Source organism: Shewanella schlegeliana (assembly GCF_016765635.1).
In the GTDB taxonomy this organism is placed as follows: Bacteria; Pseudomonadota; Gammaproteobacteria; order Enterobacterales; family Shewanellaceae; genus Shewanella; species Shewanella schlegeliana.
The window spans coordinates 353,085-374,423 of sequence record NZ_JAESVD010000002.1 but is presented as its reverse complement, the minus strand read 5'-3'; the positions used below and the strand labels follow the sequence as shown (position 1 = coordinate 374,423).

Genomic DNA, 21,339 nt, shown 5'->3' with positions numbered 1-21,339 from the left:
GGCCTTTTTAATGTCTGTCATTTGCTCAAATCGAGGAGCGGCTGACAATCTTACTTCTGTTCGTACATCAGGTAGTAGCTTTGCTCCATGCCTTGGGCGCTATAGGTTCGTTGGGCATTGGTGTTCTCTTTCTCTACATAGAGTCTAAAGCTAGCTGCTCCGCCGTTTTCTGCTGCAATATCTTTAACGGCTTGATAGAGCTTGCCATAGATCCCTTGGCGACGATTCTGGGGACGAATATATACGCTTTGGATCCAATAGTAGTCTTTAGCGCGCCAGTCACTCCATTCGAATGTCACCATCAATGAACCAACAATCTCCCCATACATTTCGGCAACTAGGTAGAAGCCTTTCTCTGGAGAGGTCAGTAGGGTGTTTACCCCCTTGCTAAGCACTTGAGAGTCTAAGGTTAGGCCTTCGGTTTCCTCAGCCATAGCTTGGTTAAAGTTAACTAGGGCTTGAAGATCGGTAGTTTGGCCTTTACGAATAATCATTTTTCAGTGGTCCTTTTTTTTGCGCCCACTTTAGCACGAAGCGCCAGCGGCTCAGATTTATTTTTATAATTCTTATTCGACTAAAGTCTAACTCTGCTAGACTTTTTCTATGGCCTGTAATCAACTGGACTCGTGATGAAAAAAGTGAAATCAAACTCTTCAATCTCCTCAAGTTCACGGGAAGCAATAGCCTCGGCAGAGTCGACAACCCAACCTCAGCGCGTTGTTCGCTCCGAGAACATAAGACATGGATTGCACTTTGCTCTGACGTTACTCACATTCGGCGTTTGGGGGCTAGTCTGGTGGTGGCTTATTTTACGTGCCGAGAATAAACAGATCTTTTCTGGCTTTGATGATGCTTATTGGAGTTATCTTATTGAGCGCGATCAGCCGCCAGCTGCACTTCATCGAATGCATTTCTCTAAAAATAACAAAAGCTCAAAATTTGAGGCCTAAAATTACGAATTTCTCAATGAGCTAGGGGTTTTTGTTGTGACTAATCTATGGAATGTGTCAGCGTGATACAGATCATCTCTCGCTTTTAAAGCTTATGCTAAACTGCCGCGTTATTTTTGAGCTAGTAATTTGCTGGTAGTCCTTCCTTCAATTGTTTCAAGGTTTAAATATGTCACGTCAACAACCTTCACTGGTGAAAAAAGTGTGGTCGAGCTGGATGTCTGTACCTCTGTGGTTACAGATCATGATTGGTATGCTATTAGGTATTTTAACTGGGGTTAGCTTGGGTGAGCAGGCGACCTACTTGAAACCAATTGGAACGTTATTTGTAAATACTATCAAGATGTTGATTGTACCTTTGGTATTCTGCTCCTTGATTGTAGGCGTTACCTCAATGCAAGATACGGCCAAGATGGGGCGCATTGGTTTCAAGTCGTTCGCTTTCTACTTAGGTACTACCTCTATCGCGATCACCCTTGGTCTAGCGGTTGGTCACTTTATGCAGCCAGGTGCTGGATTAGATATGGTACCTCATGAGACTGCAGAAGTTGTAAAACAAGCTCCATCTGTGATGCAAACTCTAATCGATATCGTGCCTACCAACCCGATTGCTGCACTCGCTAGTGGTCAGATCCTACAGGTGATTGTGTTCGCTGTCGCACTCGGTATCGCTCTTGTGCTAATTGGTGAGCATGGTAAGCCTGCGATTAAGGTATTCGAAAGCCTAGCAGAAGCCATGTATAAACTGACTGACTTAGTGATGAAACTTGCACCATACGGTGTATTCGGTCTGATGGCATGGGTGGCTGGTGAATATGGTGTCGATATGTTGATGCCATTGATTAAGGTGATTATTGCGGTTTATATCGGCTGTTTCCTACATGTTGTCGGTTTCTATAGCTTTGTTTTAGTCGTATTTGCCAAGTTAAATCCAATCCAGTTCTTTAAAGGGATCAGTAACGCGATAGCTGTGGCGTATACCACATCTAGTTCGGCAGGTACGCTGCCAGCGAGCATGAAGTGTGCCAGCGAATACTTAGGTGTTAACAAGAAGATCTCAAGTTTCGTACTGCCTCTAGGTACTACCATCAACATGGATGGTACCGCGCTTTATCAAGGTGTAACTGCATTGTTTGTGGCTCAAGCATTTGGTATCGATCTGACTTGGGTCGACTATATCACCATTATCCTAACGGCAACGCTTGCCTCTATTGGTACCGCGGGTGTGCCTGGTGCGGGCCTAGTGATGTTGACCTTAGTATTGACCACTGTGGGTCTGCCACTTGAAGGTGTTGCGTTAATCGCCGGTATTGACCGTATCTTGGATATGGCACGTACTGTAGTGAATGTCTCTGGCGACTTAGTGGCAACCACTGTGATTGCTAAGTCTGAAGGCGAAATTGATGTTGAGCACTACAATGCTAATGCGGAAGAGAGTGCAGAGATGGCAGAGAAGCTAAACTCTTAACCCTAGCGAGCAAAACTCAGGCTCATCTCTAATAGTGAACCAATAAAAAACCGCCTTAAAAGGCGGTTTTTTTATGTCTGGAACATTTATGCCGATTTGCCAAGGATGGTAAAAAATCGTCTTTATGTCTGGAACATTTATGCCGATTTGCCAAGGATGACTTTGTCGAAACAGTCAATCAAATCCTTGTTATGTCATATTTAAGCGATTACTTTTTGCTTAGTACCATAACGGTATTGTTGCTAGCATCTTTTAGCACTAGCTTACCTTTTACCATTTGTGCTTGAGTCACGCTAGGCATCACTTGCATCACGCGTTGCTCTTGTGCCATCAGCGCATCGACACAGGCTTTCATTGTGCTACCTGCTGGTTGTAGTTGCAGTGACTGACCTGATAGTACATAGCCACCGAAAAAGTTATTACAGCTATTGTTACCGGTTAGATTCCCCTCTGCATCAAAAATCAGTTCAGCAGGGCTGTAATCGATGACTGGCTGGCCATTAGCTGACTCAATGTGCCATGTACCTTCAATGGCTAAATCCTCTACTTGAGTTTGAGGAGACGACTGACAAGCAGTTAAACTCAATAACAAACTTGCTACGATTAAGGATTGTTTTATCATGTTCGGGATCCAAGGTGATTAATATCAATATACTGTGAGTATTTTAGTACAAAATCAACAGAGAAAAGGCGACTTATAGTGGAAAAAAGTGTAATAAAAACTCTAAAAATATTGCATTGGATGGGCTTAAGTATGTTGCTATGTTCGGTTGGCACCTATTTCTTATCCGATATGTCACAGCAAGTTGAAGGAATGGTTATGATTGCCAGCCTAGCGGGTCTCGGCATGGTGATGATGTCACCTTTTCCAATAGCACTGTTTTTAGAATGGGCACGTAAGCAAAATCCAGATTAGCAGCCTGTCCAATATGCCTATTGTCAAAACAAGAAGTTGAAGGAATGATCCTTATTGCGAGTCTGTCAGGCCTTGGCATGGTGATGATGTCGCCATTTCCAGTTGCATTGTTTTTAGAATGGGCACGTAAGCAAAATTAACAGAAGGTCCTAGGAAAAGCAGGTCCTAGGTTCTAGGAAAAGCAGGTCCTAGGTTCTAGGAAAAGCTAAGAAAGGACCTAGGCCCTAGGAAGATCAGAGACGGTTAAAGCCGGAAAAGATAAAGCGGGAAAACCAAAGATAACAGGCTGAGGTTTTTGGCTTTTGTTTTTCCTAGCAGGACTTTAGCCCGTCCTCGCAGCGAAGCGCCCTAGGACCTAAGTTCTATCTTTCCCCTAGAACCTGCTTTTAACCCCGATTCTTCTCTAAATCTGCTATCGCCTCTTGCTGCATTGGGATTAACGAGAGCTGGGTATCGGGAGTAAAAAAACTCTTACCTACGATTAGGTTTATCTCCGGTGCCTCTCTGTGTACTTGTTTGCGCAGACGTGCGATTAAGCTATCAAGATTCGCTTCATTATCGACAAAGGCAAGAATGATAAACTGTTGATTCTCGATTCTGGCTGAGATATCGGCTTCTCGCATGCTATCGGAAATTATCCTAGCAATAATGCGAATTCGTTGAGACTCGGTGTATTTTTGTTGTAGTTGAGGCGAGGGTTGCTCTTCCAATACGATGAGCCCGGCGTGAGAGCCAAAGCGACGACTTAAACTTAGCTGCCTAGGCGCCATTAGATTAAAGCCGTAAGGATTGAGCATACAGGTAAACTCATCCTGTACCGACAGCCTCTGCAGTTGCCCCATCAGATACATCTGCTTTAACTCGCCTTGGATCAGCGCCTTAATGGTGTCACAGACCGCAGCTGAAGTGGCAATGACTCTGTCACTTTTGGGGTCACAAATGACTAGACAGCCAAATAATCGCCCGTCTGGCCAATTGAGTTTAACGGCGAGTAGCCTGTCGAAGTCACTAAAGCTGCCCCCGATCTTTGTTGCGTCGAACTGGGTGACTCCATGGCTAACATTGTCGCAGATGGCATCGATAAGCCCTTCTCTTTGAAGCATAGTCCCGGTGGTTAACCCGTTATCAGCTTGCTTTAGGCTGCAGACTATCTGAGCATCTTTACCATTAGACTGGATAATAAGGGTATTTTTCGACTGATAAAGGTCGTTAATTAGATCGACTTGCTGCTGCCACCGCGGCAGGTTAATGGCGGGATGATCCATTTCCCGTAGCCAACTATTATGATTGATTTTTGGGGCTAACATGGTTGGGCTCACTTATTTATTTGGGTCATGATCTGGCGGTATCACGCTAGAATCGTCGAATAACTATACTGGCTTTTGCTGGTTGGATAAATGTTAAATGTGTGAAATTTTGAACTCTAATTGTCTAAGTTATGCTCATCGGAGCACTTGGCTATAGCTTTTTATGTGGCAGCTTATATGGCAGTAGAGAGTCGGTAGTTTGAAGCCTAACAATAGTCATCCTAATTCAGCTATAATCAGCGATAAAATAGTGTTTTTACAGCTCTGTATGTAGAGACGGCCTAGATAAAACAGATGAAAAAAGTAGATGAATATAAGACGCGCTAAGACCGCCGACATTACGGCATTGGTCGCACTAGAACAGAACCACCTACAGGATGAGTTAGCAGCCGATAAGCGTGACAGCTCGCTGCAAGGTCAGTCTTTCACTCAGGCTGACTTAACCACATTGGTTAATCAGCATTGGCTTGTAGTGGCTGAGATTGAGGGGGAGATTATTGGCTATGTGATTGCTGGGCGCTGGTCTTTCTTCAAACAGTGGCCAATCTACCGAAATTTACTTAATCGTTTGCCTCGTCTCGACTATGAGCGCGCTAAGTTAACCGAAAAGAATTGTTGTCAGTATGGCCCTATCTGGATAGATAGTCGCTATCGTGGCCAGGGCATTTTTGAGGCGTTAGTCGCCTTCATTAAGAAGCTTGTCGCTAACGAGTTGCCTTATATGCTGACCTTTATCGCCGAAGATAATGCAGGCTCTTTTGCTGCCCATACTCGTAAAGGTGGTATGCAAGTCGTCGATTACATCAGCTTCGATGAGCGTGACTATTACCTATTAGTGCTACCAACTAGCGAAAGCTTTTTCTAAGGATCTTTATGTTGTCTGAATCTGTTACTTCAATCTTTACGCCGTACCTCACGTTAAACTTGTCGGCGTTCGATAACCTAAAGCTGGTTGTTGCAGTGCTAACCGATAGAGGAGAAGAGTGTCATGCGCTAGAGGCTGATGTTCTTTTTGATGGCAAGCAGCAAAGTGCTTATCTGGTACGCTGGAACAAACATTTCATCTATTGCGGCCGTACTAACTCTTATGGCAATCAAATCGATGAGATCGCCGATTTAGAAGCGATTACAGCCGAATCGATCCAGGTATTGCAGCCACCAGTACTTTCTATGCAACAGCTGGAGTTTATGTGTATGGAAAATGCACACTTTGACCATTGTTAATGATGTTAACTATCGATTTAGTCAGAGTTTTTCGAGCTTTCTGACATTAGTAAGCGTACAGAACGTTACGAAGGCAAAATCAATTAGAATAAGGCGTGAATTGCAACAGGTACTTAGCAATGGTAGTTTTAATGCGTTAATCGAGCGACCGAAAGCGTTATCGTGCTGCAATTGAATAAAGGGTTAACTTTAAATTAGCCGTATCAAATAGCAGTACACTTAATTGAGCTTCAAACTAGTGATGGAGATGGCTAGTCTTATGGATAATACGCAGTACTTTTACCGAAATGCTATTTTTTCTAGCAAAAACAACCGAGTGTCTTTAGTTGATATTGAGTATCCCGATAGGGCTACCTCTTTGGATGAGTGGTTGGGTGTGGTTGTCTCGCTCGCTGATGGTCAGCATACTATTCAGCAGATGATTGACCATATGAGTAGACAATACCGGCAAGCTCCAGAGAATTTAGAGGAAACCTTACACTCAGTTATTGAAAGACTAGAGGAGGGTAAGATTATCCAACTGAGTAAGAGAATTGTATCTTTGCCCTATTATTTAAGCTTACCAATAGAAGAGCTCGATATTGAAAAGGCTAAAAAATTGATACAAGAAGACGGCTACAATAATTCCTCAAGCAAATTAAACTAACAGCTTGCTTTAGTTCAACCTGAACACTTGAGTTTTGCCCCTTTCTCTTGATAAAAGTCGAGCCAAGAAGGGGGAACTATTCCCCCACATTCGATCTATCTTGGCTTATTCTCTCAAAGAGTCCCTGCAGTCTTAGAGGCGCAGGACTCTACATCATAATACAGGCATTATTGTCTTTTTAAACCAATCGAGCAGTAAGTCTCGCTCGTAGGGGAAGGCATCGTTGGTGATGGGTTGGATACCAAATAGGAAACCCATGTTGTTTAGTTTTTCACTTCCCGATTTTATGATTTTACCATTTTGAGTTAGCGCGTAATCAAAACTTATTTTTGGCGGATAGAGATCGCTAATAACGCGAATATCATTCGTGGTGGCACCAAAAGTTGGTTGTACATCTCCCGCTAAGTCGACATTTGTCACGGTTAGGTCGAGCTGTTGGTCATTAGCCAAGTGTTTATTTGCCAGCTTTCCTAGTTCGTCAGTAAGCTGAGTAAAAAGGTACTGCTCAAATGTCGATTGAAGGCCAATAGTCGCCTCGATATCGCTATAGTCATTTGGGGTTTGCCAAAGAATATTAACATTCCCATCATTGGTCATGATGCTTTCAGGGACGGTTGATTCTTGCTTTTGAGCACAACCACCGATTGCTAGTGTTGTGGCAATAATTGCTGTCATTAGAAAGAGTTTCATAACGGCTCCGTTTGAGTTTGAGTTTGGGTCTATCTAGTTATAACTCAGATTTCGGATATTGCGAACTTAAGATTTTGTAGTAATAAAGTTTATCGCTTGTGCTGCTAGGCAGGGAAGGCTTTAGCAAAAAGCTAAAGCCATAAACAGAGACTGAAAGCTAGAAAGGGTAAGCCTAGCAATTACATTGCGGCTAGCATTGTAAGGCGCATGTCGAGATCTTCTGCTGGCGCGAGCATCTCACCGAATTCGGTTGGGCGCTCTGTTAGATTGAGCCAGTCCTGACAAATTTTAAATACAGTTTGCTCTGCTAGCTCCTCTGAATCTTGTTGAGCCGCGGTTATAGGTTCAAAGCTGGCGTTGTAGACGGCTTCAAAGTGATTGGTGAGAGCTATGCCATCTTCAAGTTCACGCAGATACCAATGATAGTGCCGTTTTAAGCTTTCAATGGTATTAAGCATTTCATTGATTTCATCATCTTCAGGTAGGTTGAGGTAACGCTCAGAGTAACCTCTTTGGGTTTGCGCCCAAGTGCTGAAAAATAGTGAGGTAAATTGGCTAGCGCTGGTGACTTTTGTGCATTCAAAGTACAGGCTGAATTTGCTTTCGGTCTCGCAGCAAACAAGGTACTGGATATCGTTTCCTTGTTTGCTATCGTGTTTGATATCGAGTTGCCATTGCTGTGGCTCCATATTCCAATGAAGGCCCCAATCTGAGTCGTCGTCAGCAGCGAGATTCTCAGTACTCAGGTATTCTGAGTCAAGGCTGACACTATCGTAGCTTGGGGCGATTATTTTAGCCGATTCGCTATCGGCATTTGTTGACAAGAATTCAGCCACTTTGGCTGTGTCTAACTATTTACGTCTTAATGTAACAATGGTCGCGAGTGGTGCATTGGGCAAGTATGTTGAACCATGCTCCATAATCGTTCGACGGTACGGTTTTGGATTACAGAGTCATTTCTGAACTTCGGCAACGTCTAATCTCAACAATGTATGATGAAGAGTGACACTAGGTGTAGAACAAGGTATTTTTACGCCCTTGTACGTTATTTAGTATCAATGCTGGCATCCTAGAGCCGTTAGCCTAGCATCATAGAAGCAGCGCTGTTTTTTATCTTTAAACTTTTCGAAGCTTCATGCTTCGCCTGGAAAACAACATATGAGTAGTACATCGACACATAAACCTCGGCCTATGGTTGACCTGTTAGTGAGTATCGCCATACCCGCTTTTATTCTAATGAAGCTAAGTGGTGACGATCAGCTAGGGGCGAGCGGTGGATTAATGTTGGCGTTAAGCTTTCCGTTAGGCTGGGGCGTATTTGAGCTGGTAAAATACAGGAAGTTTAACTTTATCGCCTTGCTTGGATTAGCCAATGTGCTGTTGACCGGCGGGATTGGTCTACTGGAGCTTGATCTTAAGTGGTTGGCAATCAAAGAAGCCGCGATTCCAGCGATTATTGGTACTGCCGTCGTGCTGTCGACCTTTACTTCTAAGCCATTAATTAAAGCCATCATATTTAACCCAGCGGTGATGGATGTTGATAAAATCACTGGCAGGCTGCAGCAGAACAATTGTGTGGCGGCATTTGAACAGCGATTAATGAAGGCCACCTATTTGGTTGCCGGCTCGTTCGCCTTCTCTGCCGTCATGAATTACGTATTGGCTAAATGGATTGTTACCAGCCCAACTGGCACGCCAGAGTTTAATGAGCAGTTAGGGCAATTGAGCTTATACAGTTACCCCATGATAGCCTTGCCTTCTATGTTGATGATGATGGGTACCTTTTATTATTTATGGCGCACTATCCATGATTTAACCGGGCTTAAATTGGAAGAGGTTTTAGCCAATCAGTAAGGTTGTCAGGTTGCGTCTGACGGTTCGCTTTTTGATAAGCAATCAAACTGCGTTTGATAAATCTATCAGGCTGCGGCTGACTTCTAAGTTAGACTTCGTCTAACAACTAAAGTAGCGACGCTTCGCCCGCACCCGAGTGCTAATCAAGCTGCGCTTGATAAAAGGTCGTGACCTTGTCACTTATCAGGCGATGCCTGAACTTTAAGTTAGACTTCGTCTAACAATTAACGTCGCGGCGCTTCGCCCGCACCCGAGCCAAGGGGGAAAGCGCTTGTCCCCCTTAGCGAACCCTCTGCGCCCCAGACGAAGTTGTGATCCCTCATGCTCCAATAAAAATTGCCTAACGGCTCAGATGGGACATCCATGTCCCCCCGAGCCTGAACCATCATCCATGATGGTTCTACGGCATTTTCATCTCCGCACTTCGGCAACTCCGATGGGGAATAAGTGTTTTCTGTGAGTCTAGTATGACCTACTAGCTTTTCAGTCTATGACTAAAGCTATAAGGTTCTCTTAACCCCATTTTGGACATTTCCAAGTTAGACATCAAACTGCTGTAGTCCCCAATAAACACCAATTATCCGGTGTAGATACGGCTGAAGCCGTCGAAAACATGGATGTTTTCGTTGAGCCTACAGGGATGTACTTGAGGCGTGCTTCAGCTGTGTCTGCACATACCCCGCTGGAGGCGATTGATAGCTATGAATCTAAAACACAGAACACACTTTCCCGTAGATACTGCTTAGAGAAAAATGTAATCGAGCCTTCATTCGAAGGCTAGCCAGCTTTGGGGCATTTCCAAGTTAGACACCAAATGACTTAGACCTAAATAAGTACACCAATTAACCAGTGTCTGCACATGCGCTGACCGCAGGTCATTGGAACCCGTGTTGCTGAATGTTGCAACTCAGTATTACCGCGGCGGCACAGCTACAGGTTCACTGAGGAGATGGGGTTAATCCCATTAACACCAACCTTTCACCATCCCCCTGATACTTGAGAAACAACTGCTCAATATCATTGGGCGCTGATGACACAGCGTAAAACCCATGTTGTGCATAAAACCCCTCTAAATGCGCCAAGGCAAAAATATACGTATTGCCGTCTGCAATGACAGACTGCAAGGCATCCATCAACTGATGCCCCACACCTTGGCCACGAAAATCGGGATGCACTAACATGCCAGTTAAAATAGCTAACTGACCAATAGGCCGAATACGCGCACTAGCAATTATTTCAGAACAAATGATTTGCTTAGAATTGGCTTTAATGTCATTAGCCGGAGTAGAGTCGGCTTGAGTCAATACACAGATAGACTCCTTCTGCAATAGGCGTGCATAAGGCATATGCTGGCGATAGAACTTCCTCACCTCGATGCGATCATCAGGCGCTAACCAAGTTAATTGCACTTTGTAACTACCTCATTCTTAGTCTGTAGAGAGCCGCTCTGGGAATATTACTTTGTACATTGATAGTAATCAGAGTGATATTAATGAAGCAAGTATCCGCAGCAGGGATGCTGTGGTTAAGCCCTCAAGGATGAGTTTATGGCGTCTTGCGTAATTGTGTCACTCTGATGCACAAACTAATATTGCAAATTGCAGACATAACGGTGATTTACTATTTTGAAAAAGTCATCCTTGGAAAATCGTCATAAATGTTCCTGGCATAACGACGATTTTTTGCCATCCTTGGCAAATCGCCATAAATGTTCCAGACATAAAAAAACCGCCAAGTGGCGGTTTTTCATTGGCGTTGCATAAACAACGCCGAACTAATCGGTGACGATTAAAGACCTGCGTCAGCGCGTAGTGCGTCAACTTTGTCAGTCGCTTCCCATGGGAACTCTTCACGACCGAAGTGACCGTATGCTGCAGTCGCTTGGTAGATTGGACGAGCTAGGTTTAACATCTCTGTTAGACCGTATGGGCGTAGGTCGAAGTGACGACGTACTAGGTCGATCAATAGCTCTTCGCCCACTTTAGCCGTGCCAAATGTTTCGATGCTGATTGAAGTTGGCTCTGCAACACCAATCGCGTAAGAAACTTGGATCTCACAACGGTCAGCTAGACCTGCTGCAACGATGTTCTTAGCTACGTAACGTGCCGCGTATGCTGCACTACGGTCAACTTTTGATGGGTCTTTACCAGAGAAAGCACCACCACCGTGACGAGCCATACCACCGTATGTGTCAACGATGATCTTACGACCCGTTAGACCACAGTCACCTACTGGGCCACCGATAACAAAACGGCCAGTTGGGTTGATGAAGTACTTAGTGTCTTTAGATAACCACTTAGCCGGTAATACTGGCTTGATGATGGTTTCCATTACACCTTCAATCAGATCAGACTGGCTTACGCTGTCACAATGCTGAGTTGAAAGTACAACTGCGTCGATACCAGCAATGCTGCCATCTGGGTTATAAGCAAAAGTTACCTGACTTTTCGCATCTGGACGTAACCAAGGTAGTGTCTTGTCTTTACGAACTTCAGACTGACGCTTAACTAGCTTGTGCGAGTAAGTGATCGGTGCAGGCATCAGTACGTCGGTTTCGTTGTTGGCATAACCAAACATTAGACCTTGGTCACCAGCGCCTTGCTCTTTAGGGTCAGCACGGTCAACACCTTGGTTGATGTCTGGAGACTGTTTACCAATAACGTTTAGGATTGCACAAGAATCAGCATCAAAACCCATGTCTGAGTGAGTGTAGCCGATATCACGTACAGTCTTACGGGTGATCTCTTCGATATCAACCCAAGCAGAAGTAGTAACTTCGCCGCCAACCATAACCATGCCAGTTTTGACATAAGTTTCGCATGCTACACGAGCTTTTGGATCTTGCTCCAAAATTGCGTCTAGTACCGCATCAGAAATCTGATCGGCGATTTTATCTGGATGACCTTCTGAGACCGACTCAGAGGTGAACAAGTGCTTTGCCATGATGGAAAATCTCGTCTTTATTCAATTTGAATGTGTAGAAGTATCTACATCTAGACGGCTATTCTAGTGTAAATCTGAGCCGATGACACCCCTTTCACTAAATTTTGTGCAGTCACTCGCGCTATTTATTTAGTCAATGCACGACAAGCGTCTGTTGTGATTTAGATTAGCTATTTGTTAACTAAGAGAATTTCATGGGTTTTATCGAGGTTGTTCTCAGTATGAGATGATCTAAATTTACCAATTAGACAACGCTAGGCAACACGCGGGCGCTGAAAAAATAGTCTTTAGCTGATAAAAACAGCCATTTGATGAGCTTAGGTTGCTCAACCTCTATTCAAGTGCGCAAAAAGAGCTAATATTTTTCATTCTGGGCGAATTAAATTTGCGTCCTACTGCCTAGTAGGCGAAAATATGGCTCCAAAATTTGCTGTAGGGAAGGGAAAAGCAAATACAAATTTGCGGCCCTTGTCTTTATCTAAGCCTCAATACCTCAAAACGAAGCAGGAGAGAGCATGTCATCTCGTAAAGAACTCGCAAACGCAATCCGCGCATTGACCATGGATGCTGTTCAAAAAGCCAATTCTGGTCACCCAGGTGCACCAATGGGGATGGCTGATATTGCTGAAGTGCTATGGAACGATTTTCTAAAGCACAACCCAAACAACCCTGAATGGGTTGATCGTGACCGCTTCATCCTTTCTAACGGCCACGGCTCTATGCTTATCTACTCTTTGCTACACCTAACAGGTTACGCATTGCCAATGGAAGAGCTGAAAAACTTCCGCCAGCTTCACTCTAAAACACCAGGTCACCCAGAATACGGTTACACACCAGGTGTTGAAACCACTACGGGTCCGTTAGGTGCTGGTATCAGTAATGCTGTCGGTATGGCTATCGCTGAAAAGACATTAGCTGCACAGTTCAACCAGCCAGGTCACGATATCGTTGACCACTTCACATACTGCTTCCTAGGCGATGGCTGTTTGATGGAAGGTATCTCTCACGAAGCTTGTTCTCTAGCGGGCACTTTGGGTCTTGGTAAGCTAATCGCATTCTGGGATGACAACGGTATCTCTATCGACGGTCACGTAGAAGGCTGGTTCACCGACGATACGCCTAAGCGCTTCGAATCTTACGGCTGGCACGTGATTGCTAACGTAGACGGTCACGATAGCGACGCTATTCGTGCGGCAATCGAAGAAGCTAAGTCAGTAACTGACAAGCCAACAATGATCTGCTGTAAAACAACAATTGGTTTTGGTTCTCCAAACAAGTCTGGTAGCCATGACTGTCACGGCGCGCCACTAGGTGATGAAGAGATCGCTGCTGCACGTGAATTCCTTGGTTGGAACCATGGTGCATTCGAAATCCCTGAAAACGTTTATGCGGGTTGGGATGCGAAAGAAGTTGGCGCTGCGCGTGAGACAAGCTGGAACGAAAAGTTCGCCGCTTATGAAGCTGCATTCCCAGAGCTTGCTGCTGAGTATAAGCGTCGTGTTATCACAGGTGAACTACCTGCTGAGTTTGAAGAGAAAGCACAAGCTTTCATTCAAGAGTGTCAAGATAAAGCTGAAGGTATTGCGAGCCGTAAAGCATCTCAAAATGCGATTGCTGCATTTGGTGCCATCCTACCTGAAATGCTAGGTGGATCAGCAGATCTAGCCGGTTCTAACCTAACGCTTTGGTCAGGCTCGAAGGGTATTCAAGACGATCCAGCTGGTAACTACATTTTCTACGGTGTACGTGAATTCGGTATGAGCGGTATCATGAATGGTGCTTCTCTACACGGTGGTTTCATCAACTACGGCGCGACATTCATGATGTTCATGGAATACGCTCGTAACGCAGTACGTATGTCTGCATTGATGGGTATCCAAAACATCTTCGTTTACACCCACGACTCTATCGGTCAAGGTGAAGACGGCCCAACTCACCAGCCAGTTGAGCAACTTGCTAACCTACGTATGACACCAAACATGAACGTATGGCGTCCATGTGATGCGGCTGAAACCGCGGTTTCTTGGAAGAATGCAATTGAGCGTCGTAATGCGCCAACATCATTAATCTTCAGCCGTCAGAACCTACCAGCTCAAGCACGTACTGCAGAGCAGTTAGCTAACGTCGCTAAAGGTGGTTATGTACTAAGTGATTGCGCTGGTACGCCAGATCTAATCCTTATCGCTACTGGCTCTGAAGTGCAATTAGCTCTTGATTCTGCTGCAGCATTAACTGAGCAAGGTCAAAAGGTTCGCGTGGTATCTATGCCATCGACTAACGAGTTCGACAAGCAAGATGCAGCTTATAAAGAGTCTGTATTGCCAAGCTCTGTGACTAAGCGTGTTGCGATTGAAGCGGCTCACGTTGATTTCTGGCACAAGTATGTTGGTTTCGGCGGCGCAGTTGTGGGCATGACTACTTTCGGTGAGTCAGCTCCAGGCGGCGACTTGATGAAGTACTTCGGCTTTACTGTTGAAAACGTTGTAGCAACCGTTAACGGACTATAACCAGCAGCTGTATTAAGGCAAATGATGCAATGGTTGGGCTTAGGCCTTGCTCTAGCTCTAGGGGAAATATGACCATTGCATCGAAAAATTGCGCTAAGATACAGAATAACTGTTTAAGTATTTTTTACTTTAAGCATTTATGATACAACGGCTTACCTAGTGAGGTAGGCCGTTGTCGTATCAATAAATAGGCTATTAAAGGGAATAGAAAGCTTACATGATCAGAGTCGCTATTAATGGCTACGGCCGCATTGGTCGTTCAATTCTTCGTGCATTGTATGAGTCTGCAAAACGCGACCGTATTCAGATTGTGGCGATAAACGAGTTGGCAAAACCAGAAGCCATGCTTCATTTGACTCAGTACGACACCACCCACGGTCGATTCCACACCCAAGTTAAGCTTGATAACCAGCATATGGTTATTGGCGATGATGCTATCAAGCTACTACATGAGCCCAACCCAGAAAACCTGCCTTGGAAAGAGATGGATATTGATATCGTCTTTGAGGCCACAGGGGTACTCCACGATAGAGCAGATTGTGAAGCTCATATCAAGGCGGGTGCCAAGCAAGTATTGATCAGTCATCCATCATCAAGTGATGTCGATGCCACCATCGTATATGGTGTGAACCAAGATTTACTTAAGGCCGAACATACCGTTGTGTCTAATGCCTCCTGCACTACCAACTGTATCGTACCGGTAATCGATGTGCTCCATAGACACTTCGATGTTAAAAGTGGTGCAATTACCACTATCCATTCTGCGATGAACGATCAGCAGGTGATTGACGCCTATCATGATGATCTACGCCGTACCCGCGCCGCTGGGCAGTCTATAATTCCTGTTGATACCAAGCTTGCACGTGGTATTGAGCGAATTCTGCCGCAGATGAAAGACAAGTTTGAAGCGATCTCTGTACGGGTACCGACTATCAACGTTACCGCTATCGACCTCTCCGTTACGCTCAGTAAGCGCGTCGATATTGAAACCGTTAACCGAGTACTGAAACAAGCCAGTGAAGGCTCGTTTTCTGGGGTGGTGGGCTTTACTAACGAGCCGTTGGTATCCTGTGATTTTAACCATGACCCACGCTCAAGCATTGTCGATGGCACCCAGACCCGCGTCAGCGATGGTCACTTAGTTAAGCTACTGCTCTGGTGTGATAACGAGTGGGGCTTTGCTAACCGCATGCTCGATACCAGTTTAGAGATGATCAAGGCTAAAGAAAGGTCCTAGGGGAAAGCAGGTTCTAGGAAAAGCTAAGACGATAAAAGCAGGTTAAAAGCCGAAGAAAGCTGAGCCGGTACAAGCAAAGACGAATAAAGCCGGTTAAAAGCCGAAAAGGGCTGAGACGGAAAAAGCTAAGACGATAAAGTCGGAAAACGAAAGAATCTAAAAGTAGGTTTGCAGTGGCTTTGCTGTGCAGACCTGAGCCTAGGACTTGGGTGTTGTGTCCCCGAGATTTAGTAACACAATTTTATTTAACTTTAATTTTAACTTAGATAGTAAGGAAGCATGAAAATGGCGATTCTTAATATGAAAGATTTGGACCTTCAAGGTAAGCGCGTGCTTATTCGTGAAGATCTGAACGTACCTGTAAGCGATGGTGTAGTCACAAGCGATGCACGTCTGCGTGCCTCTCTACCGACCATCAAGCTCGCCCTTGAAAAAGGTGCTGCGGTAATGGTGATGTCTCACTTGGGTCGTCCAACTGAAGGTGAGTTCAACGCTGAGTTTTCTATGCAGCCTGTTGTTGATTACCTAATAAAGGCACTCGATTGCCCAGTACGTCTTGCTGCTGACTACCTTGATGGTATCGAAGTGGCTGTGGGTGAAGTCGTTGTTTTCGAAAACGTCCGCTTTAATGTTGGCGAGAAGAAGAACGACGAAGCGCTATCTAAGAAGATGGCTGCGCTTTGTGATGTCTACGTGATGGATGCATTTGGTACGGCGCACCGCGCCCAAGCATCGACCCACGGCGTTGGTCTTCACGCGCCTATCGCCTGTGCCGGCCCATTGTTAGCGGGTGAACTTGAGGCTTTAGGTAAGGCGCTTGATAACCCTGCACGTCCAATGGTCGCCATTGTTGGTGGCTCAAAGGTATCAACAAAACTGACTGTACTTGAAAGCCTTTCAACTAAAGTTGACCAACTTGTTGTTGGTGGCGGTATTGCCAATACTTTCATTGCAGCTGCTGGCCACAAAGTGGGTAAGTCACTCTATGAAGCCGATTTAATTGAAGAAGCTCAGCGCCTTGTTGCTAACGCACAGAGCCGTGGCGGCGATATCCCTGTACCAACTGACGTGGTTGTTGCAGGCGAGTTCAGCCCAACAGCTGCTGCAACATTAAAAGATGTTAGCGATGTTTCTGATAGCGATATGATTTTCGATATCGGTCCAGACAGTGCCGAAGCACTGGCTGAGATCATCAAAAATGCCGGTACCGTTGTTTGGAACGGCCCTGTAGGTGTATTCGAGTTTGATCAGTTTGGTGAAGGCACTAAGCGTATTGCTCAGGCGATTGCCGAGTCAAATGCCTTCTCTATTGCTGGTGGCGGTGACACATTAGCGGCTGTCGACAAGTATGACATCGCTGACAAAGTCTCTTATATCTCTACGGGCGGCGGCGCTTTCCTTGAGTTTTTAGAGGGCAAAGAACTTCCAGCTGTGGCAATGCTTGAAAGCCGCGGACAGTAATCGATAAGCAGTTACCAAAAAATTACCAAACTGTATGTTGGCGGCCTTTAAATCGTAGTTGGCTACGGTTACACTAGCCGCCAATAATTTTGTGATATCGCTGGCAAGATAAAGCGTTATCTAAGTTGTGAAAACAACCGATAAATACAGTGCATAAAAACTGTTTATAACAATAAGAAAATAATCAAAAGTAACCGCTTTAGTGTTAGCCAGCTTAGAACTGGAAACGTTAGAGCATAAAAATCCATCCAAACGATAGTGACCTTGGTGAGGCGACTCACCCTATTATTGGAGTAAAAAATGGCCTTAATTTCCCTACGTCAAATGTTAGATCACGCAGCAGAGCACGGATATGGCGTTCCTGCGTTTAACGTGAATAACTTAGAGCAGATGCGCGCTATTATGCAGGCTGCTGAAGCAACTGATAGCCCTGTAATCGTTCAGGCTTCAGCTGGTGCACGTAAGTATGCACGTCCACAGTTCCTTAAATATCTAATGGCCGCTGCACTTGAGCAGTATCCAGATATTCCAGTTTGTATTCACCAAGACCATGGTACCGATCCTGATATTTGTCAGCGTTCTATCCAGTTAGGTATGTCATCAGTGATGATGGACGGTTCTTTGATGGCTGACGGTAAGACGCCTGCATCATACGAATACAACGTAGACGTGACTCGTCGTACCGTTGCCTTTGCTCACGCTTGTGGTGTGTCTGTTGAAGGTGAAATCGGCTGTCTTGGTAGCCTAGAAACAGGTATGGCTGGTGAAGAAGACGGTGTTGGCGCTGAAGGTATTTTGAGCCACGATCAACTACTAACGACTCCAGAAGAAGCGGCACGCTTTGTTGCTGACACTCACGTAGATGCCCTAGCAATCGCTATCGGTACTAGCCACGGTGCATATAAGTTTAGCCGTAAGCCTACCGGTGATGTACTACGTATCGATCGTATCAAAGAGATCCACGCGCGTATTCCTAACACTCACCTTGTTATGCACGGTTCATCTTCTGTACCGCAAGAGTGGCTAGAGATCATCAACCAATATGGTGGTGCGATTCCAGAAACTTACGGTGTGCCACTAGAAGAGATCGTTGAAGGTATTAAGCACGGTGTGCGTAAAGTGAACATCGATACTGACCTACGTTTAGCATCAACTGGCGCAGTACGTAAATTCCTTGCTGAAAACCCAGCTGAATTTGACCCACGTAAATTCCTGAAGGCATCAATGGAAGCGATGGCAGATATCTGTACAACTCGTTACGAAGCCTTCGGTTGTGCGGGTATGGGTTCTAAGATTAAGCCTAAGTCACTACAAGCTATGTACAAGGCTTACCAGTCTGGTGAGCTTGACCCACAGATCAAATAAGCCAGATCTTATGCAGCCCTATTAAGGGCTGTGCTAAAAATACCTGCCAACGTGCAGGTATTTTTTTGCCTGAAATCCTAGCGCATAAATGCTGAATATCCCTATAAATATAAGTTACTTGTATCAGATGTTTTCAATTATTAGAACGAAATGTTAATATTGCGCCGATTTTTAGGGAATAGAGTGAACGGAGTACTAATAATATGAAAAAAATGCTTACAGCTATGGCGGTGGTAATGGCTGCTCCTTTTGCTGCGCATGCGGGCGCTGATTTTGTTGAAGGTGATAAGACTTTCGCTGGTGAGGCCGAGCTTGGTGCAACACTAACAACGGGTAACACAGAAACGTCTTCAGTGAAGGGCCGCTTGAATATGCTACAAGAGCTGGGTAATTGGGAAAACCAATACTTATTCGAAGGCTTGTATAAAGAAGATACGGGTGAGGTCACGGCGAAACGTTACTACGGTGGCATTCAAGGTGATTACAAGTTCGATGAAAAGAACTACATGTTTATTACTGGCAACTACGAAGTAGATCCGTTTACTGGTTATGACTACAAGGCTGTCGCTTCTGCCGGTTATGGTCATAAGTTTATCGATAACAGTAATATGTTTTTAAGTGCTGAGATTGGTCCAGGTTATATCTATAAAAAGCTGGATGATGAGCAAACAGCACTGCTAGGTTATGATAACGAAGATAGTGTTGTAGCCCATGGCGCGGTTAACTTCACCTATGAATTCAGTAAAACGTCTAAGTTTACTCAACTATTTGTTGCCGATTATGGCGACAGTTTAGAAGGCCGTTCTGAGTCGGCTATTACAGCTAATATTGTAGGCGCGCTAGCAATGAAGTTTGCAGTGATTGTGCGTTATAATGATCAGCCACTTGACGACAAGAAAAGCACAGATACAGAGACAAACATGACTCTGTTATACGCTTTTTAAATCTGTTGACAAAAGGCTTATATGGCCTTTTTAAATCGATTACATTCCCCTCAAATTGTAAAGAATCGTCAGCAAAAGGCATCCAATGGGTGCCTTTTTGTTTTTTTATTGGTGTTGTTTTAGGCGTTTGAATATTCCCCCCTGCTTAGGTATTAACCTATTCTGTATTTGTGTATCCAAGTGTATCGACTGTTGGTTAAAAGATAGCAGAATTATTGTGCTAGACCTCACGAAAGCTAAATCCATTGCCTGTTTCATGCGATTTTATCACGGACTCTCAGTGCGAATGCCAGTAAACTATTTGTCAGTAATTAAGTCAGAGTTGTTAACGTGTATATAGGTCCATACCGGTTTGACGTAGATTTAAGGGAGTTGATTCATATTGGCCCTGAAAAAGCTTCTGCGTTTAAATTATCTAATATTGAATTTTTGGTACTCGATCAGCTGCTAGCATGCAGAGGTAAGGTCGTATCTACTGAATCAATGTGTGATACGCTTTTGCCTCAGGTTGTGACCCACCAAGATATCGCGACAGCGGTACAAAATATTAAGCGCTTTCTCGGTGTTGAACACGCATCATGGATAGAGGTTATTGCTAAGCAGGGGTACCTGCTGCATATCAATGGCAAAGATAGGCCTATATTGGACCGAGCATTACATTCGGTTTCACTTAAGAATTATTTGTTGTGCCTTATTCTTGGGATCTTCTTGGTCATCTTTTTGGTAATGAATCTTACAACGACTTCAGATATTCGATTATCTGTGCCCGATAGGATTAAGATTACAGGCAGTGAGTCGATCCTCGTTCCCATTTATGCCTCCGATGAAGACAGGAAAAACTATCACAGCCGAGTTAAAGAGTTCGCTCAAAAACTGGGGAAATGCGACAAGGTAAAGTGGCAACGGATTTATATTGCTCCTTCGAGTGACGGTGACGTCTTACAGTTTGTAATGAATAACCTTGCAGATGATGGCAAGGCATGTAGGAACTTAAAAGTCACTAACGTGAAAGATAATTGGAATTTTATGGACTTAGCTTGGCTTAAAGAGGCTGGGGCTTGTGAATAAGTTGATGAACAAGAATACATTTTCAGGCTTTAAGTCTACACCTGTATTAGCGACGCTCACTTTTATTTGTGGTCTGTGTGTATTCCTCGAACATACCGTTGATCCTGATATGAACTCTACACTCAGCTGCGACTCAGACATATACCGTGTCGGAGAAGGAGACAAAGGGAGTCAGCAATTGATACTGAAAAATACCGGTCACGGCGTCGAGGTGGCTCTGAACTTTTTTAAAGAGGGTAAGCTAACTCACAAGCTAATGGCTGCAGGAACGGTTAAGCAACTTAAGGACTCTATTCTGACTTATGAAGTGAGTTTAGCAAACGGCCAATACTTAAGATTATGGCAGGCGGAAAGTGATCAGTTACAGCAAGATGCCGTTAAGCTAGCTGAGCAGGTGTTAGGTGATGCCAAGAGTGAGAAGTTTTTAGTTAAGGTACTTGAAATGAACAAAGCTGCTGAAGTCGTCACGGTGCAGGTCCAGCCAGGCAACGGTTTATGGGCTTGTAAAATTAATTAGAAGTAGCCTGTCTTCATTGCTCCTTTCATTAGCATTGCCAAAAGTGCTAGCTACAACTCATAAAATATAGGTTAGACTAGAAAGGGTCTATCGATGATTTTGAGTCGAAATCTCATCACAAGCAATGATAAGTTCGAACGACTAACTCCAATTGCAACGTATAGATATGCCCTACAGGCTTCTCGCAGTCGATCCGTAGACCTATAAAATATATTATTGTCCTAAGATAGCTGCGACTCCAA

General features: G+C 44.5%; 21 protein-coding genes. 14 read left to right on the top strand and 7 right to left on the bottom strand.

Going from position 1 to position 21,339, the window contains the following annotated elements; all coding sequences use genetic code 11:
• Positions 1 to 50 precede the first annotated feature (50 nt).
• Positions 51 to 494: a GNAT family N-acetyltransferase gene (locus tag JMA39_RS04685; RefSeq protein WP_202720660.1), complete on the bottom strand. Its 444-nt coding sequence runs from the start codon at positions 492 to 494 to the stop codon at positions 51 to 53.
• Positions 495 to 629: 135 nt separating this feature from the next.
• Between JMA39_RS04685 and JMA39_RS04680 the strand changes: the two genes are divergently transcribed.
• Entirely contained in the window at positions 630 to 950 is a 321-nt protein-coding gene (locus JMA39_RS04680; protein ID WP_237732606.1) for a hypothetical protein, read from the top strand.
• A 169-nt stretch (positions 951 to 1,119) separates the two neighbouring features.
• Entirely contained in the window at positions 1,120 to 2,418 is a 1,299-nt protein-coding gene (locus JMA39_RS04675; protein WP_202720659.1) for a dicarboxylate/amino acid:cation symporter, read from the top strand.
• Positions 2,419 to 2,626: 208 nt separating this feature from the next.
• On the opposite strand, the gene JMA39_RS04670 is transcribed toward JMA39_RS04675, so the two are convergent.
• A complete protein-coding gene (locus tag JMA39_RS04670; RefSeq protein ID WP_202720658.1) occupies positions 2,627 to 3,040 on the bottom strand; it encodes an META domain-containing protein in 414 nt (137 codons plus the stop codon).
• A gap of 78 nt (positions 3,041 to 3,118) precedes the next feature.
• On the opposite strand from JMA39_RS04670, the gene JMA39_RS04665 reads away from it, so the two are divergent.
• Complete coding sequence (locus JMA39_RS04665; protein ID WP_202720657.1) at positions 3,119 to 3,334, top strand: hypothetical protein; 216 nt, start codon at positions 3,119 to 3,121, stop codon at positions 3,332 to 3,334.
• 386 nt (positions 3,335 to 3,720) lie between these two features.
• Here the strand turns inward: JMA39_RS04665 and JMA39_RS04660 are convergent, their stop codons facing one another.
• Positions 3,721 to 4,641 carry a GGDEF domain-containing protein gene (locus JMA39_RS04660; RefSeq protein ID WP_202720656.1) on the bottom strand — a complete coding sequence of 307 codons (921 nt, stop codon included), beginning with the start codon at positions 4,639 to 4,641 and terminating at the stop codon, positions 3,721 to 3,723.
• Between the two features lie 307 nt (positions 4,642 to 4,948).
• Here JMA39_RS04660 and JMA39_RS04655 point away from each other — a divergent pair, with 307 nt between their 5' ends.
• The 3 genes from JMA39_RS04655 to JMA39_RS04645 all read left to right on the top strand — a co-directional run bounded on the left by JMA39_RS04655 (position 4,949) and on the right by JMA39_RS04645 (position 6,511).
• Positions 4,949 to 5,506, top strand: coding sequence for a GNAT family N-acetyltransferase (locus JMA39_RS04655; RefSeq protein ID WP_202720655.1), 558 nt, complete (start codon positions 4,949 to 4,951; stop codon positions 5,504 to 5,506).
• A gap of 8 nt (positions 5,507 to 5,514) precedes the next feature.
• Entirely contained in the window at positions 5,515 to 5,865 is a 351-nt protein-coding gene (locus tag JMA39_RS04650; protein WP_202720654.1) for a hypothetical protein, read from the top strand.
• Between the two features lie 259 nt (positions 5,866 to 6,124).
• On the top strand, positions 6,125 to 6,511 hold the full coding sequence (locus JMA39_RS04645; RefSeq protein WP_237732604.1) for a hypothetical protein: 387 nt from the start codon (positions 6,125 to 6,127) through the stop codon (positions 6,509 to 6,511).
• Between the two features lie 153 nt (positions 6,512 to 6,664).
• Here the strand turns inward: JMA39_RS04645 and JMA39_RS04640 are convergent, their stop codons facing one another.
• Both JMA39_RS04640 and JMA39_RS04635 read right to left on the bottom strand, forming a co-directional pair.
• Positions 6,665 to 7,201 (bottom strand): DUF3016 domain-containing protein, encoded by a 537-nt coding sequence (locus JMA39_RS04640; protein ID WP_202720653.1) that lies wholly within the window; start codon positions 7,199 to 7,201, stop codon positions 6,665 to 6,667.
• Positions 7,202 to 7,380: 179 nt separating this feature from the next.
• Positions 7,381 to 8,037: a hypothetical protein gene (locus JMA39_RS04635; RefSeq protein WP_202720652.1), complete on the bottom strand. Its 657-nt coding sequence runs from the start codon at positions 8,035 to 8,037 to the stop codon at positions 7,381 to 7,383.
• A 322-nt stretch (positions 8,038 to 8,359) separates the two neighbouring features.
• Here JMA39_RS04635 and JMA39_RS04630 point away from each other — a divergent pair, with 322 nt between their 5' ends.
• Complete coding sequence (locus JMA39_RS04630; RefSeq protein ID WP_202720651.1) at positions 8,360 to 9,055, top strand: VC0807 family protein; 696 nt, start codon at positions 8,360 to 8,362, stop codon at positions 9,053 to 9,055.
• A 938-nt stretch (positions 9,056 to 9,993) separates the two neighbouring features.
• Here JMA39_RS04630 and JMA39_RS04625 read toward each other — a convergent pair.
• Positions 9,994 to 10,464: a GNAT family N-acetyltransferase gene (locus JMA39_RS04625; protein ID WP_202720650.1), complete on the bottom strand. Its 471-nt coding sequence runs from the start codon at positions 10,462 to 10,464 to the stop codon at positions 9,994 to 9,996.
• A gap of 379 nt (positions 10,465 to 10,843) precedes the next feature.
• Complete coding sequence (gene metK / locus JMA39_RS04620) at positions 10,844 to 11,998, bottom strand: methionine adenosyltransferase (RefSeq protein WP_202720649.1); 1,155 nt, start codon at positions 11,996 to 11,998, stop codon at positions 10,844 to 10,846.
• A 515-nt stretch (positions 11,999 to 12,513) separates the two neighbouring features.
• Between metK and tkt the strand changes: the two genes are divergently transcribed.
• The 7 genes from tkt (at position 12,514) to JMA39_RS04585 (ending at position 21,097) form a co-directional block, all read left to right on the top strand.
• Complete coding sequence (gene tkt, locus JMA39_RS04615; protein WP_202720648.1) at positions 12,514 to 14,505, top strand: transketolase; 1,992 nt, start codon at positions 12,514 to 12,516, stop codon at positions 14,503 to 14,505.
• A 217-nt stretch (positions 14,506 to 14,722) separates the two neighbouring features.
• Positions 14,723 to 15,742 (top strand): erythrose-4-phosphate dehydrogenase, encoded by a 1,020-nt coding sequence (epd, locus tag JMA39_RS04610; protein WP_202720647.1) that lies wholly within the window; start codon positions 14,723 to 14,725, stop codon positions 15,740 to 15,742.
• Positions 15,743 to 16,027: 285 nt separating this feature from the next.
• Positions 16,028 to 17,203 carry a phosphoglycerate kinase gene (locus JMA39_RS04605; RefSeq protein ID WP_202720646.1) on the top strand — a complete coding sequence of 392 codons (1,176 nt, stop codon included), beginning with the start codon at positions 16,028 to 16,030 and terminating at the stop codon, positions 17,201 to 17,203.
• A 300-nt stretch (positions 17,204 to 17,503) separates the two neighbouring features.
• On the top strand, positions 17,504 to 18,568 hold the full coding sequence (gene fba / locus JMA39_RS04600; protein ID WP_202720645.1) for a class II fructose-bisphosphate aldolase: 1,065 nt from the start codon (positions 17,504 to 17,506) through the stop codon (positions 18,566 to 18,568).
• A 203-nt stretch (positions 18,569 to 18,771) separates the two neighbouring features.
• The gene (locus JMA39_RS04595) at positions 18,772 to 19,512 is read left to right on the top strand and encodes a DUF481 domain-containing protein (protein ID WP_202720644.1); all 741 of its coding nucleotides are present in this window, start codon (positions 18,772 to 18,774) and stop codon (positions 19,510 to 19,512) included.
• 330 nt (positions 19,513 to 19,842) lie between these two features.
• Positions 19,843 to 20,580 (top strand): winged helix-turn-helix domain-containing protein, encoded by a 738-nt coding sequence (locus JMA39_RS04590; protein ID WP_202720643.1) that lies wholly within the window; start codon positions 19,843 to 19,845, stop codon positions 20,578 to 20,580.
• Positions 20,581 to 20,584: 4 nt separating this feature from the next.
• Positions 20,585 to 21,097 carry a hypothetical protein gene (locus JMA39_RS04585; protein ID WP_202720642.1) on the top strand — a complete coding sequence of 171 codons (513 nt, stop codon included), beginning with the start codon at positions 20,585 to 20,587 and terminating at the stop codon, positions 21,095 to 21,097.
• Positions 21,098 to 21,339 lie beyond the last annotated feature (242 nt).

What these genes read in the sequence shown, in the direction of transcription:
- JMA39_RS04645 (WP_237732604.1), top strand. Translation starts at nt 6,125, where the DNA reads ATGGATAATACGCAGTACTTTTACCGAAATGCTATTTTTTCTAGCAAA.
- JMA39_RS04605 (WP_202720646.1), top strand. Translation starts at nt 16,028, where the DNA reads ATGGCGATTCTTAATATGAAAGATTTGGACCTTCAAGGTAAGCGCGTG.
- JMA39_RS04655 (WP_202720655.1), top strand. Translation starts at nt 4,949, where the DNA reads ATGAATATAAGACGCGCTAAGACCGCCGACATTACGGCATTGGTCGCA.
- JMA39_RS04680 (WP_237732606.1), top strand. Translation starts at nt 630, where the DNA reads ATGAAAAAAGTGAAATCAAACTCTTCAATCTCCTCAAGTTCACGGGAA.
- tkt (WP_202720648.1), top strand. Translation starts at nt 12,514, where the DNA reads ATGTCATCTCGTAAAGAACTCGCAAACGCAATCCGCGCATTGACCATG.
- JMA39_RS04670 (WP_202720658.1), bottom strand. Translation starts at nt 3,040, where the DNA reads ATGATAAAACAATCCTTAATCGTAGCAAGTTTGTTATTGAGTTTAACT.
- fba (WP_202720645.1), top strand. Translation starts at nt 17,504, where the DNA reads ATGGCCTTAATTTCCCTACGTCAAATGTTAGATCACGCAGCAGAGCAC.
- JMA39_RS04675 (WP_202720659.1), top strand. Translation starts at nt 1,120, where the DNA reads ATGTCACGTCAACAACCTTCACTGGTGAAAAAAGTGTGGTCGAGCTGG.
- JMA39_RS04660 (WP_202720656.1), bottom strand. Translation starts at nt 4,641, where the DNA reads ATGTTAGCCCCAAAAATCAATCATAATAGTTGGCTACGGGAAATGGAT.
- JMA39_RS04595 (WP_202720644.1), top strand. Translation starts at nt 18,772, where the DNA reads ATGAAAAAAATGCTTACAGCTATGGCGGTGGTAATGGCTGCTCCTTTT.
- JMA39_RS04630 (WP_202720651.1), top strand. Translation starts at nt 8,360, where the DNA reads ATGAGTAGTACATCGACACATAAACCTCGGCCTATGGTTGACCTGTTA.
- JMA39_RS04685 (WP_202720660.1), bottom strand. Translation starts at nt 494, where the DNA reads ATGATTATTCGTAAAGGCCAAACTACCGATCTTCAAGCCCTAGTTAAC.
- epd (WP_202720647.1), top strand. Translation starts at nt 14,723, where the DNA reads ATGATCAGAGTCGCTATTAATGGCTACGGCCGCATTGGTCGTTCAATT.
- metK (WP_202720649.1), bottom strand. Translation starts at nt 11,998, where the DNA reads ATGGCAAAGCACTTGTTCACCTCTGAGTCGGTCTCAGAAGGTCATCCA.
- JMA39_RS04585 (WP_202720642.1), top strand. Translation starts at nt 20,585, where the DNA reads ATGAACAAGAATACATTTTCAGGCTTTAAGTCTACACCTGTATTAGCG.
- JMA39_RS04640 (WP_202720653.1), bottom strand. Translation starts at nt 7,201, where the DNA reads ATGAAACTCTTTCTAATGACAGCAATTATTGCCACAACACTAGCAATC.
- JMA39_RS04650 (WP_202720654.1), top strand. Translation starts at nt 5,515, where the DNA reads ATGTTGTCTGAATCTGTTACTTCAATCTTTACGCCGTACCTCACGTTA.